This window comes from Shimia ponticola, from assembly GCF_007995215.1.
Classification (GTDB): domain Bacteria; phylum Pseudomonadota; class Alphaproteobacteria; order Rhodobacterales; family Rhodobacteraceae; genus Shimia_B; species Shimia_B ponticola.
On the sequence record NZ_VCDK01000001.1, the window covers coordinates 109,676 to 124,379 of the forward strand.

The 14,704-nt window shown below is 57.5% G+C and carries 9 protein-coding genes; 8 read left to right on the forward strand and 1 reads right to left on the reverse strand.

Going from position 1 to position 14,704, the window contains the following annotated elements:
* The first annotated feature begins 41 nt into the window (after positions 1-41).
* Positions 42-6,083, forward strand: a complete 6,042-nt coding sequence (locus tag FE702_RS00550) for a LamG-like jellyroll fold domain-containing protein (RefSeq protein ID WP_147124270.1) — start codon at positions 42-44, stop codon at positions 6,081-6,083.
* A 16-nt stretch (positions 6,084-6,099) separates the two neighbouring features.
* Here FE702_RS00550 and FE702_RS00555 read toward each other — a convergent pair whose 3' ends face one another.
* Positions 6,100-7,050, reverse strand: coding sequence for a LysR family transcriptional regulator (locus tag FE702_RS00555; RefSeq protein WP_147124271.1), 951 nt, complete (start codon positions 7,048-7,050; stop codon positions 6,100-6,102).
* 89 nt (positions 7,051-7,139) lie between these two features.
* Here FE702_RS00555 and FE702_RS00560 point away from each other — a divergent pair, with 89 nt between their 5' ends.
* From FE702_RS00560 to FE702_RS00590, 7 genes are all read left to right on the forward strand, one after another.
* Positions 7,140-8,204, forward strand: coding sequence for a maleylacetate reductase (locus FE702_RS00560; protein WP_147124272.1), 1,065 nt, complete (start codon positions 7,140-7,142; stop codon positions 8,202-8,204).
* A 25-nt stretch (positions 8,205-8,229) separates the two neighbouring features.
* Positions 8,230-9,507, forward strand: a complete 1,278-nt coding sequence (locus tag FE702_RS00565) for an ABC transporter substrate-binding protein (protein WP_147124273.1) — start codon at positions 8,230-8,232, stop codon at positions 9,505-9,507.
* Between the two features lie 89 nt (positions 9,508-9,596).
* The gene (locus FE702_RS00570) at positions 9,597-10,316 is read left to right on the forward strand and encodes an ABC transporter ATP-binding protein (RefSeq protein WP_147124274.1); all 720 of its coding nucleotides are present in this window, start codon (positions 9,597-9,599) and stop codon (positions 10,314-10,316) included.
* Complete coding sequence (locus tag FE702_RS00575; protein WP_147124275.1) at positions 10,316-11,023, forward strand: ABC transporter ATP-binding protein; 708 nt, start codon at positions 10,316-10,318, stop codon at positions 11,021-11,023. The genes FE702_RS00570 and FE702_RS00575 overlap by 1 nt, the downstream gene beginning before the upstream one ends.
* On the forward strand, positions 11,020-11,883 hold the full coding sequence (locus tag FE702_RS00580) for a branched-chain amino acid ABC transporter permease (protein WP_147124276.1): 864 nt from the start codon (positions 11,020-11,022) through the stop codon (positions 11,881-11,883). The genes FE702_RS00575 and FE702_RS00580 overlap by 4 nt, the downstream gene beginning before the upstream one ends.
* Positions 11,883-12,938: a branched-chain amino acid ABC transporter permease gene (locus tag FE702_RS00585; RefSeq protein WP_147124277.1), complete on the forward strand. Its 1,056-nt coding sequence runs from the start codon at positions 11,883-11,885 to the stop codon at positions 12,936-12,938. The genes FE702_RS00580 and FE702_RS00585 overlap by 1 nt, the downstream gene beginning before the upstream one ends.
* A 2-nt stretch (positions 12,939-12,940) precedes the next feature.
* Positions 12,941-14,695, forward strand: coding sequence for an FAD-dependent oxidoreductase (locus FE702_RS00590; protein WP_147124278.1), 1,755 nt, complete (start codon positions 12,941-12,943; stop codon positions 14,693-14,695).
* Positions 14,696-14,704 lie beyond the last annotated feature (9 nt).

Consider the following 14,704-nt stretch of genomic DNA (forward strand, 5'->3'; position numbering starts at 1 on the left):
GAATAAATTGGTCAATTGACCGTTTTTTTTAATTATTCTGGGTGGCAGAGCTTATGTCTGGGGCTGGACCGCAACTTATTGATTTCCGCAATAACGTCGATCAAACGGTCACCAATCTTGAAAGCGTCAGGTCGCTATTGCTGTCGATATTCGATTTCATCGACGACACAAAAGACCTGGTTGATTACGTCGAGAATACGGGTGCTGTTGCCGATACAGTCTATCAGGTTGGCACAACGGCAGTTCAGATCATTCAGTTGGTGCAAGCATTCGGACCGCTTGGCACCGCTGCAACAACGATCCGCAATGTGCTTGACGGTGGGCCATCGGGCCTCAGCCCAAACGTCCTTGAGATCGCCGACGACATTCGTCAGGTGGTTTGGGACATTAATGGGGATGTGGACCTCAACGGAAACGGGCGCATCGACGGCCTGGATGTCAATCCGAATGGCGAAGAGGGTACGCGCCTCGATGATCTTCAATCGGCACTGAACCTCGCCAAGGCGGATATTCTTTCGAAGGTTTTGGCCGTCGACACCCAGATCGAGTATCTGGAAGGTGTTGGCGATAGCACTGATCTTTTCATCAGTGCGTTGGACGTCGCAACCCAAAGCGGTGCGTCTTACGCTTCGGACTTTACCAATTTGCGTGATCGTCTCGACACCTTCGTTCAGCCAGCCAACACGGCCATGGAGGCGCTAGATGGAACGTTTGACGCGTTTCAAACGGTCTACGACTCGCTTGTTGAATTGTTTGATATTTTCGAATTGGCAGAGATTGATCTGTCCATTGCTGTAAATCTGGATTTCGGATCGCTTGATGATCTGATGGCAATCCTCGATGTGCCACTTCAGCTGGCACAGCAAGCCATTGCCCCGGTTGAACCATTCCTTGACGCAGTTGGCGCGGCTGTTGATCTGATCATCAATCCGGTGATTGAGTATCTGACTGAGACACTGAGCCTCGATACTCTGCTGGATGATATCGCGGATCGGATCGAAGCAATCCTCCCTGATTTTACTCCGCTCACTCAATTTCAGGCGCAGGTCACTGCGCTCTTGAACGAGCTGTCAGCATTTGCGTCTGACACGATCGCCCAAGTCGATGCCTTCACCGACAGTGTGACAGGTGCGATCGAATACATGGGCGATGCGCTGGCCACACAACCGGTCTGGGGCAGCATCGCGTGGGGTCCCACTGGGATCGGGAGTGACTCAATACTCCCCGAAACTATCTTTGGCGGGGCAGACGACGAAATCTTCGATGGTCGGGCCGGAGCCGACACCATCCAAGCAGGTGGCGGCAACGATATCATCGTTGCCAGTGAAGGGACCGATAACATCCATGGCGGCGATGGCGTCGATATGCTGTATATCGATGCCAATTTTGGCGAATTCGAGCTGTTCCGCGAAACGGCCGGCGGGCCTATCCGCATCATTCACGTCCGACCTGGCAGCGGCACCGATTTCGGTGTCGAGATCATCCATTCTGACGTCGAAATCCTCGCGTTCGCGAACGTGGTCTTTGACAACATTCAATCCGCGCTGATCGGCGGATCGCTCTTGCAGGGCGACGTAAATTTTGATGGCCAAGGCAATCTGTTGCCCGACGATCTGCTGATCCTGAATACGTCGGGTCAGGAATATGATGAATTCGGAAATCCGGTCAGCGACGGCTTCCACAGGGCCGAGGGGCTGACGGGTGATGACTCGATTTATGGCACATTCGAAGACGATCACCTGCTGGGTGGGAGCGGTAACGACCTGCTGGTAGGTCAAGGCGGCGACGACATTCTGGATGGCGGCACGGGCAATGACACGTTCCTTCAGCTAGAGGGATCGAACGAGGCAATCATTGTCACATTGGGAGACGGAACGGGAACGTCCGACGCTCAGACAACCTCATCCGACGAAGGCGACGACATTCTTCTGAACCTCGAAAACTACATCAGCGAAGGTGAAAGCTCGGGCGATTACCGGTTTGTCATCGGCGGTGTGTTTGCAAACACGATCAAAACCGGCGCAGCGCGCGATGTGATCACCGGCATGGGTGGTGACGACCTGATCGACGGGGGCGAAGAGGCGGACTTGCTGATCGGCGGTGACGGGTCGGACATAATCGTCGGCGGCGATGGAAACGACTTTATCATCAGCGGCGGGACACCCCAGGCAGGCGACACCGACCACTATGATGGCGGGGAAGGCAATGTCGACGTCCTGTCCTATCAGTCGAGCCGCTCTTCCGTTATCTCTGACCTGCCCACAAGTATTCTTTCGCTGCGCGGCACAGTCTATACTTCTGGAGTTTTTAACGATGTGCTCGACAATCTGTCGACCAATGGCACGGTGCGTATCGACGCTGAAACCGGGATCATTGAGCATCTGAACAGCCTTGGCGCTGTCATCGCGACCGACACTTCAACCGGTTTCGAGACCTACATCGGGTCGGACAATGACGATATCATCTATGGGTATTTGACTCGAGAGAGCGGGACGGGCAACCGCACGATCAAGGGCGGCAATGGCAACGACCAACTCTACATGCGCAATTCGAACATTGTCGAAGGCGGCAATGGCGATGACACGATTTACATTACGCCAGACGGTTCAGGTGGCGAGGTGTCTGGCGGCGCGGGCAATGATACGCTCGATATCTCGGCGATTGGCGATGCAAGGGTTTCGCTGGCCCCTCAATCCGGCGGTTCGTCTGATCTGACCTTACGGCTGCATTCGGCCACCTTTGACGGGCAAATCGGGCCGGGCGGCACAACCCCGGGAAGTGTGCCAGCCTTCTTTCAGTTAAGCCTCGATTCAATCGAGAATTTCACGCTTGGGGATTTCGATGATTTTATCGATCTTGACTCCGCAGTCGGATCTCTGACGCTGAATATCGATACCGGCGGGGGCAATGACCGCGTCTATATCGATCGCGGAACCATCGATCTTGAATTGGGCGCGGGCAATGACTGGGTTCAGATCAGCGATGTAGCGAATGTCGATGGCGGTGCCGATGACGATTACATCGAAATACTGCAAAGCAACGCCAACGCAGTGATTGATGGCGGTGCGGGCAACGACATCATCATGATCCGCGAGCACGGCGGTGCCAATGCCATCACCCATGGGGGCGACGGCTTTGATACGCTCGCTTTTTTTGATTTCTTGAACGGTGCCGCGATCCGTGTGGAATTGCTGCGTGGTACGGCCGATACGCTTTTTGATCTTGGCGGATCGAATTACAACTTTGTCCAGACGGATTTGACATCCATCGAACGCGTCGTCGGTTCCGAAGGGGCCGACCAATTGATCGGCTCGAATTCCGGTGAAGAACTGATCGGCCGTGAGGGTCGTGACTTTCTCGATGGTCTGGACGGACGTGACATCCTCTACGGCGGCGATGACCGCGACCGGCTGGAAGGCGGCGGTGGCGCCGACTTTATTCACGGTGGTCTCGGGAACGATATCATCGACGGTGAAACGAACAGCGATCCGACAGAGGCCGAAGCGGATACAGTTTCATACGAAACAGCATATCGCGACACTGTCACGGGCGGCTTGGTGGCCAACGCCTTTGGCGGGGTGACTGTTGATCTGGCTGCCGGGACTGCGTCTGGCGCTCATGGAAATGACACCATCTTGAACATTGAGAATGTCATTGGCTCTAACAATGACGATGCGATTAGCGGGAACGGTGTCGCCAATGTTTTGAACGGCGGGATTGGTGACGACTATCTGGCCGGGCGTGGCGGGGATGATCTCTTTTCACTGGACGGCAGCGATTGGGCAGAGGGAGGAACCGGAAACGACACCTTCCTTGTCACAGGGGCTGGTGATCTCTCAGCGCATGGCGGCGCGGGAACCGACGCGTTTGATGCATCTTCGATGGACGGTGGGTTGGTCATTGACCTGAACCAGAACCTGATCAGCGGCGAACTTGATGGGATGGTTCCCGTCTGGGCGGATTTCGGAACTGCCGAGGCGCGCACAGTGGATGGTGTGACACTGACGCCGCTCGATGTTTGGGGTGCTGACCCGGTCAATGCTCGAGACGCGGCAGATGCCGCACGCGATGTGCCCGATAATGCTGCTTTTGAGATCATCATGATCCCAGCGTCCGAAGCCTTTGCAAATGCCATGGGGCAGGGACCGGACGCCTTTTTTGGCGGTGAAAACATCGACATGCTGCGCCTGAACAGCGGCGGGAACACGGATGAATACGCGCAGGCGGCTGGCTATACCATGCCCTCGGGAGCCATGACTTTCGAGATGCTGTTGCGCTCGGACGAGCCGCTTGATCCAACCGGCCCGGATCAGGTGTTGGCGTCCTTCGCCACCAGCACCGCGGCCAACAATGCCTTTTTGGTCTATGGTTTCCGCGACTCGCGTGGGATCGAGATCACATATAACGGCGTGAGCTATCAAACGGGCGTTCTCCTGTCGTCCGTGATTGACGCGCAACTGCACCGCTTTTCCGTCTCTATCGATCCGGCAACTGACTTTGTGCGGGTGTTTATTGACGGGGACGAGGTCTTTGCAGCCGATACACAGAGCATTACGGCCTTGACCGCCCAAGGCAGTCTTGTGATTGGGCAGGAACAAGATGCAGTCGGCGGCGATTTTAATCCGGCTCAGATCCTTCAGGCTTCGGTTGCTGATATTCGTATCTGGGACAGCGCCCGATCCGAACAGGATATCCTAGACACAGCCTTTGTCCCGATCGCTGATCCGGCAAACGAGGCGGGGCTGGTGTCGAACTGGCAACCGGATGCAGAGACGCCGAATTTGATCGTGGACGCCGCAGGTGGCACAGCGATGAACGTGATCAATGGCCCGGTGTATTCCGATCTGGTGGAGCACACAGGGTACGAAGGATCGATCACAGGGATTGAACAGGTCGTTGGCACGTCCGGTGCTGACATCATCATTGGACGCAGTGATGATGGCCGGTTTGGCACACAGGCTTTTGACGCGGTTTCAATCAATCCCGGTGTGACGACTGATCAATATGCCGGAGTCTCCAGCTTTGGTATGCCATCGGGTGATCTGACGGTGGAAATGCTTTTCCGGGTGAATGGCCCGTTTTTGACGAACGATCAGACTTTTACGACGATCATGTCTTACGCAAGCTCGAACAGCCTCAACAACGCGCTGTCGCTCTTTGCGGCGAATGGCTTCATCAAGCTCGCGTTGAACAATGCGACATTGTCGACGGATGTCCCAATTTCGTTGATCACGGACGGTGCCGCGCACCGAATTTCATTCTCGATTGATCCGGCGACCGACACCTTTGCCCTCTATATCGATGGCACGCTGGAATTCAGTTCAAACGCCATTGCCTTTGGCAGTGTCGCGTCCGGCGGTACTTTGATCTTTGGGCAGGAACAGGACGTGGTCGGTGGCTCTTTTGATCCAAATCAGGCTATCCACGCCGACTACGGCGACATTCGCGTTTGGGATGATGCGCGCACGGCGCAAGAAATCGCGGACAACGCCTTTGTAGCGATCGACCAGCCGCAGACAGAAGCAGGGCTTGTCGCCAATTGGCAGGTTGATCCTGCATCTCCTGGCATAATCCCAGATGCGGTCGGTGGCACGGGGCTGTCTCTTGTTGGAGGGCCGGAGTTCACCGAGTTTGGCCATGAAAGCATGGACGACAACTTGTCTGGGGCAGGGGGCGACGACCAGCTTATCGGCGGGGTCGGCGCTGACACGCTGACCGGCGGAACCGGCGAAGATGTTTTCGTGTTTACCGAAGGAATGGACGCGGACACGATCACTGACTTTACCGCAGGCGAAGATCTGATGGACCTGTCGGTCCTGCTGGATGCGCTCGACACGGTGACATTTATCGCGGCAGAAAGTGGCGGCAAATCCGGCACCGCGTTGTTGGGAAGCACACAAAACCTGACAAACGCCTCCGGCAATCAGGTTACGATCACGGCCACTCAAAACGGGGCAGACACATTGCTGACGATTACCTCCGTGGATCCGATTGTCGGATCGGCGATGACGCAATTCTCGATGACCGTCGCGCTGGAAGACGTTACTGCAATGGATCTGGACGCTTCGGATTTCGTTTTCTAGGACGTAACGGCGGCGTTCAACGTCGCCAGACATCCTCGCGTCCGCGCTCGTCGATGCGACGTGCCAATCCCTTGAATTCGGCTTCAAGGAACCTCTGGAAACGTCGGACAGCGGGACGCATGGGGCGGTCGATATGCCACAAAAGGCCAAGCTCCCGCTCTGGGTGTTCAAGCCGCACGGGCAAGGCCGTAATGGTCTTGGCCGCGCGTTGCATGAACACGACCGAGTAGGGCAGCACCGTCAGCGAGTCAGACCCCGCCATGACGCTGAAGATTGACGCAAGCGACCCGCCCGTAAAGCTCACCCGGAAATCTGATATGCCGATGCTTGCCAACGCCGCCTTGAGGTCTGCGTAAAGCGGGCTGCCAGCCGGTGGTGCGATCCAAGGGTAAGCGGCGATGTCTTCCAGTTTGACCGCCGAGCGGCGCGCCAGCGGATGCGACGGAGCGCACGCCAGCACATTACGGCCCCTCAGGATCGGACGGAAATTCAGATGCGCAGGCACTTCGTTGGGGCGTACAGGGCAAATCGCAAGATCAATGCTTCCCAGCGCCAGTTGCTCTGAAAGCTCATCAAAATATCCGTAGCTTTGGTGGATCGCCACATCAGGGAAGGCATTTTGAAACGACGCCATCATGCTTGCGATGACACCATCCATGAAAATGGGCGTCCCCGCGACCCGTGCCGTGCCTGCTTTGCCACCCGAATATAGCGCAACAGCGGTTTCGGCGGCGACGTTCGCCGCTGCGATGATGCGGCCTTGATCTGCCAGAGTTTTGCATAATTCTGTCGGTCGCAACGGGCGTTTGCCCTTTTCAAACAGGCGCGACCCTAACCGTTGTTCCAGCATCGCGACCGATCGCGAGACACTTGGCTGAGATTTGTTCAGGGCCAAGGCACCTTCGCCCAATCCGCCTGCATCGATGATCGCTGCAAGCATTTGCAGGTGGTTTGGGTCTATTTTCATAACTTTGTGTTATATTAACTGTCAGGGTTTCGATCAACTGCATGTTTTTTGGCGCTAAGCTACATTGCAAGCAGATGGAGATTGCCCTGATGGGACAGCCAGCCCCAGACCTGTCGTCAGATGTCCGCGTCGTCTTCGGTGCGGGGTCGCGCGCGTCTGTGGCAGCGGAGGTCCGCAAGCTGGGTTTGTCAAAGGCTCTCGTGTTGGCGACGCCGCATCAACATGATGCCGCTTTGGGCATTGCCGAGCATCTGGGCAATCTGGCCGTTGGGGTATTCTGCAAAGCCGAGATGCACACGCCGGTTCATGTCACCGAAGCGGCCATGGCGCATGTGATCGAGACCAAGGCAGATTGTGTCGTGTCTATCGGCGGCGGTTCGACCATTGGGCTGGGCAAGGCCATCGCCTATCGCACCGGGCTGACGCAAGTTGTCATCCCGACGACCTACGCAGGTAGCGAATGCACTCCAATCCTGGGACAGACAGAGAACGGGGTCAAAACCACTCTGCGCGATCCCAGTGTTTTACCCGAAGTCATCCTATACGATGCCGAGCTTGTAAGAACGCTGCCTCTGGGCATGACGGTCACATCCGCCTTGAATGCGATGGCGCATGCAGCAGAGGCGCTTTATGCCACAAACCGAACGCTGGAAACCACTGCCCTTGCGGTTCAGGGTCTCAAGGCGTTTGTCGATGGGCTGCCCAAGGTTTTGCAGGACCCATGGGACCTGAAAGCGCGGGAAGAGACGCAGCGCGGCGCATGGGCCTGTGGGACTGTACTTGGTCAAGCCGACATGGCGCTCCATCACAAGCTTTGTCACACGCTCGGCGGTTCATTCAATCTGCCGCATGCCGATACACACGCGATCATCCTGCCACATGCCATCGCCTATAATGCCCGTGCCGCCGCAAAAGACCTGACACCGATCTGTGATCTGCTGGGTGGCACGAATGCAGGCACGGCTTTGTACAGCTTTGCAAAGTCGATGAATGCGCCGCTGGCGTTGAAGGAGTTGGGTCTCAAGGCCGACGATCTTGAGCGTGCCGCCGATCTCGCAACGATGAAACCATACCCGAACCCGCAGCCCGTCACGCGTGACGATATTCTCGCGTTGCTGACGGCTGCTTGGGCCGGGGACACACCAATAGAATAATCAATACGACGTCTGGGAGGACATCATGATCACACGCCGTAAACTACTGAAATCAAGCGCCGCCACTGGCCTGACGCTTGCCGCTGGCGGCCTCGCGGCGCCCGCATTGGCCCAAGGTGCCAAGATCCGTTTGGGCTATGTCAGCCCGCAATCAGGGCCATTGGCGGCGTTTTCCGAGGCGGATCAGTTCATCATCGACGGGTTTCTGGCGTCGGATGCGGGCGCGAATTTTGAAGTCATCGTCAAAGACAGCCAGTCGAACCCGAACCGCGCGGCAGAGGTGGCCAAGGAGCTGATCATTGATGACGAGATCGACATGATGTTGGTCGCGTCCACACCCGAGACAACGAACCCGGTCGCCACCACCTGCGAAGCAGAAGAAATCCCCGTGATTTCGACCGTTGCGCCGTGGCAACCATACTTCATCGGCCAGCAAGGCAACCCCGGCGATCCGTCAAGCTGGCGTCCGTTTGATTTCAGCTTCCACTTCTTCTGGGGCCTCGAAGACGTCATCTCGACCTTCACGGCGATGTGGAACCAGTTGGAAACCAACAAATCCGTTGGCGCGATTTTCCCCAACGATGGCGACGGAAACGCTTGGGGTGATCCAAATGTGGGCTTCCCGCCAGTGCTGGACGCCCAAGGTTATTCGCTGACAGACACCGGTCGTTACCAGAACCTGACCGATGACTTCAGCGCGCAGATCAACGCGTTCAAGGCCGCAAACTGCGAGATCGTCACGGGCGTGCCGATCCCGCCTGATTTCACGACATTCTGGACGCAGGCCAAACAGCAGGGCTTCAACCCGAAGGCCGCCAGCATCGGTAAGGCGATCCTGTTCCCGCAGGCCGTCGAGGCGCTGGGCGATCAAGGACACAACCTCAGTTCAGAGGTCTGGTGGTCTCCATCGCATCCATTTGCGTCGTCACTGACGGGTCAGTCGGCTGGTGATCTGGCCGCCGGATACGAGGCCGCGACCGGCAAGCAGTGGACCCAGCCCATCGGGTTTGTCCATGCGTTGTTTGAAATGGCTGCAAGTGTGATGAGCCGCGTCGAAGACAGCCGCGATCCCGATGAAGTGACTGCAGCGATTGCTGCGACGCAACTGTCTTCCATGGTTGGCCGTATCGCATTCGACGGCGCAGGACTGCCTCCGTTTGCCGCACAAAACGTCGCCAAGACCCCATTGGTTGGTGGTCAGTGGCGGCTGCGTGATGGTGGGGGGTACGATCTTGTCATCGTTGATAACTCTGACCATCCGGACATCCCAACCGGCGGCACGATGGAAGAAATTCCAGCGTAAACTGACAGGCGCGCCCTCGCAGGAGTGCGGGGGCGTGGCTTCATCCCGTTCCTGATCAAAAAGGCTGCGTCCCCGGGCGCTGAACCTGTATGACCATGCTTGCCCTGCAAAATGTCTCGAAAAGCTTTGGCGCGTTGACCGTGACGGATGACGCGAGCTTCGAGGTGCCCAAAGGACAGGCACTTGGGATTATCGGCCCAAATGGTGCGGGTAAGTCGACGCTCTTCAATCTGATCACCGGAAATCTGCGCGCGGACAAAGGCAGCATTCATTTTGAAGGCCGCGACGTGACCCATGTGTCGGCCATGGAGCGGTGCCTGACAGGCATTGGGCGATCGTTTCAGATCCCGCAACCCTTTGAAAAGCTGACCGTCTACGAAAACCTTCTTGTCGCCGCCACCCACGGGCGCAACCTCTCGGAAAGCGACGTGCGCGATGACTGCGCGGATATTCTCGAACGGACGGAACTTATCAAACGGGCCAATGTAGCTGCGGGCCAACTGTCTTTGCTGGAACGCAAACGGCTGGAACTGTCCCGGGCGATGGCCACGCAACCCAAGCTCTTGCTGCTGGACGAAATCGCAGGGGGCCTGACCGAAGGTGAATGTCAGGCCCTGATCCAGACGATCAAGGAAATCCACGCCCAAGGCGTCACGATCATCTGGATCGAACATGTTCTGCACGCTTTGACCTCGGTTGTAGAACGGCTTCTCGTTCTTGATTTCGGACAGGTGATTGGCATCGGCGATCCCGATGAGATCATGTCGAGCCGCGCCGTGCAGGAGATCTATTTGGGGATTGATGTCTGATGGCGCTTTTGCAGACCACGAACCTGACGGCGAATTACGGTGATTTCCAAGCGCTGTTCGGCGTCGATATCGCGCTGAATGAGGCGGAAACCGTAGCGATCATCGGTGCCAACGGGGCCGGCAAGACCACATTGATGCGCTCGATTGCCGGTGTGCTGCGCAACACACCTGAGGCCGTCAGCTTTGATGGCAGACCAATTGGCACCACTCCCGCGGATGAGATCATGGCACAGGGCGTTGCCATGGTGCCCGAAGGCCGCAAGCTGTTCCCGTCGCTCAGCGTTGAGGAAAACCTGTTGATTGGAACCTACGGTCGCAAGACCTCTGGCCACTGGAACCTGACGACGATCTACGAGCTGTTCCCGATCCTGGGAGAGCGTCGCAACAACCCCGGTACGGCCCTGTCTGGCGGCCAGCAACAGATGGTTGCCATCGGGCGGGCGTTGATGAGCAACCCACGCGTCTTGCTCTGTGACGAAATCAGCCTTGGTCTCGCACCCGTGGTCATCAAGGACATCTACAAGGCCGTGCCAAAGATCAAGGAAGCGGGGGCATCGCTGATTGTCGTTGAACAAGACATCGCGCAGGCGATGGCCGTCGCAGACCGGGTGTACTGCATGATGGAAGGCCGCGTGACGTTGTCGGGCACCCCGGACAGCTTGTCACGCGACGACATTCACAAAGCCTATTTCGGAGCAGGCCATTGATCTGGATTGATACAGTTATTCAGGGCGTTTTGCTGGGCGGGCTATATGCGCTCTTCGCATCGGGGCTCAGCCTTGTTTTCGGGATCATGCGTTTGGTGAACCTGGCGCACGGCGACCTGATCGTCATGGGGGCATACCTGATCCTCGTGCTCGTCACACTCCTCGGGTTGTCGCCGTTTGTGGCCGTCTTGATCGCGATGCCAATGATGTTTGCGGTGGGCTGGCTTCTCCAGAAGTTTTTGCTCAACCGAACGCTCGGTGACGATATTCTGCCTCCGCTCTTGGTGACATTCGGGCTGTCTATCGCATTGCAAAATGCATTGCTCGAAGGCTTTTCGGCAGACAGTCAACGCCTGCCGACCAATGCGCTGACGACTGCGTCTGTCGATGTGGGGCCGATTACCTTGGGTGTCATGCCACTCTTGACCTTTGGCTCGGCTGTTCTGGTCATCGTCGCTTTGAACCAGCTATTCTATCGAACCGAGCTTGGCCGCGCCTTCCGCGCCACATCGGACGATGCCACCACTGCCAGCTTGATGGGGATCAAACCGGGCAACATCTTTGCCACGGCCACCGGAATTGCTTTGGTTATCGTCACGATTGCGGCGTTGTACCTTGGCCTGCGCGCGAATTTCGATCCCAATATCGGTCCCGCGCGGCTGATCTACGCCTTCGAGGCGGTGATCATCGGTGGCCTTGGGTCGCTGTGGGGAACCCTGCTTGGCGGGATCATCATCGGTGTCGCGCAGACAGTCGGGGCCGCGATCAATCCGGAATGGCAGATCCTTGCAGGACATGTGGCATTTTTAGCCGTGCTTCTGATCCGTCCTCGCGGCCTCTTTCCTAGGGTGAACGACTGATGGCCTATACCGTCACGACACAAACGCGCGCCTCGCGTATCACCACCGCCTTGGGTGCCGTCCTCATCGTGGTCCTCTTCGCCCTGCCGTTCTTTGCCGGGCGCGGGACGATTCAGGATATGTTTTTCATCCTGACGATGCTGGTGCTGGCCCAGTTCTGGAACCTGTTGGCCGGGTATGGCGGGTTGGTGAGCATTGGGCAGCAGGCCTTTGTCGGCATGGGGGCTTATGCGTTGTTTGGGGGGGTGATCCTCTGGGGGCTTGATCCCGTTCCGGCGATTTTGCTGGCTGGCGCTGCCGCGTTGGTGATTGCGGTGCCCACAGCATTCTTCGCCTTTCGCCTGAATGGCGCATATTTTGCCATTGGGACTTGGGTCATTGCAGAGGTCTTCCGTCTCCTCGTGGCGCAATGGAAGACGCTCGGCGGTGGCACAGGCACATCGCTTCCGCGTGATGCAACGCGTGACATGTGGTTCGTCGAATTGATCAAGGAAGCGCTCGACGTTCGCTCGGCAGCCGCACGCGATATTCTGGCCTATTGGCTGGCGCTGGTTTTGGCCCTTGTCACGATCGGTGGCATCTATTGGCTGCTGCGCACGCGCCGCGGGCTGGCTTTGGCGGCGGTGCGCGACAATACCGAGGCCGCAAAATCCGTGGGCGTCGATGCTGGCCGCATGAAATGGATCGTGTTCCTCACATCCGCCTTTGGCACAGGTTTGGCCGGTGGGCTGATCTACATGCAAAAGGCGCGCATCAGCCCGGACGCCGCCTTCAGCGTCACTGACTGGACCGCTTACGTGATCTTTATCGTTGTCATCGGTGGTATCGGCACGATCGAAGGCCCGATCATCGGTGTTCTGGTCTTCTTCCTGCTGCAATCGCTGCTCGCTGACTTCGGCAGTTGGTATCTCTTGACCCTAGGCGTCTTGGCCATTGCGATCATGCTGGTGGCACCACGCGGCCTTTGGGGGCTGCTGTCTGAGCGCACCGGACTTCATCTATTTCCAATTCGTCGCCGGTTGATCGGTGGCAGGCTTACATCTTCGGAGGAGTAATCATGGCGGACATCACGACAGAGGTTCTTGTCATCGGCACAGGCCCGGCAGGCTCATCGGCGGCAGCATTGCTTTCGACCTATGGTATCGAGAACGTCGTCATCAACCGCTACCATTGGTTGGCGAACACGCCCCGTGCCCACATCACCAACCAGCGCACCATGGAGGTGCTGCGCGACCTTGGCAAAGATGTCGAGGACGAGGTGTATCTTCACGCCATGGATCAAAGCATCATGGGCGAGAACGTGTTTTGTGAAAGCCTCGCCGGCGAAGAAATTGGCCGCATGAAATCCTGGGGCACGCATCCTTTGTCCAAGGCTGAACACCTGCTTTCGTCGCCGAGCTTCATGAACGATCTGCCGCAGACCTTCATGGAACCGATCCTGTTCAAGACTGCCTGCAAACGCGGCACGCGGGCGCGCATGAGCACCGAGTACAAATCCCACGTTCAGGACGCCGAAGGGGTGACGACAACCTGTGTCGACCGCATGACGGGGCAGGAGCTGACCATTCGGTCGAAATACCTGATTGGAGCCGATGGTGGCAACTCTCTGGTCGCTGAGCACGAAAACCTGCCCATGGAAGGTAAGATGGGTGTTGGCGGGTCGATGAACATCTACTTCCGTGCGGACCTGTCCCAATACGTCGCGCACCGCCCATCGGTGCTATACTGGGTGATGCAGCCCGGTGCAGATGTGGGCGGTATCGGCATGGGCCTTGTCCGCTGTATCCGTCCTTGGAATGAATGGCTGATCGTCTGGGGCTATGACATCAACGAGCCTGCGCCGAATGTCGACGAAAAGATGGCGACAGATGTGGCGCGGCAGTTGGTCGGTGATCCCGAGCTTGAGATTGACCTGATCAGCGCCAACACCTGGACCGTCAACGACAGCTACGCGACGCAGATGTCCAAGGGCCGCGTGTTCATCATGGGCGATGCCGCGCACCGCCATCCGCCGTCAAACGGGCTTGGCTCGAACACGTCGATCCAGGATGCCTTTAACCTGGCTTGGAAGCTCGCGGCCGTCCTCAAGGGGCAGGCGGGCGAGCGATTGCTCGACAGCTACTCGGAAGAGCGCGCGCCGGTGGCCAAACAGATCGTGACCCGCGCCAATCAGTCGATCGGGGAATTCGGCCCGATCTTTGAAGCGCTGGGCATGACCGGCGGGACCGACATCGAAAAGATCAAAGCCAACATGGATGCACGCTGCGACAGCACGCCTGAGGCCGAGGCCCAACGGGATGCTTTGAATGCCGCAATCGCCTTCAAGAAGTACGAGTTCGACGCCCACGGTGTGGAAATGAACCAACGCTACGTGTCTGATGCCACAGTCACGGACGGTCAGATCGAACCAGATTTCGCATTGGACGCCGACTTGCATTACCAACCGACGACATGGCCCGGCGCGCGCATCCCTCACGCATGGCTATTTGATGCGGATGGGGCGAAGCATTCGACACTCGATCTGGCCGGAGGAGGGGCATTCACGCTCTTTACCGGTTTGGGCGGCAAGGCTTGGGCAGATGCCGCAGCCGAGGTGGCCGACGCGCTTGGGATCACTTTGAATGCCCACGTCATCGGCCCGCGTCAGGAATATATCGATCACAGCGGCGATTGGGCGCGCGCAAAAGAGATCAGCGACAGCGGATGTATCGTCACGCGCCCTGACCAGCACGTGTGTTGGCGCATCGAAGCCATGGCCGAAGATCCAAAGGCCGAATTGACCCGCGTGATGACGTCAATCCTCGCACGATAGGAGCATGTG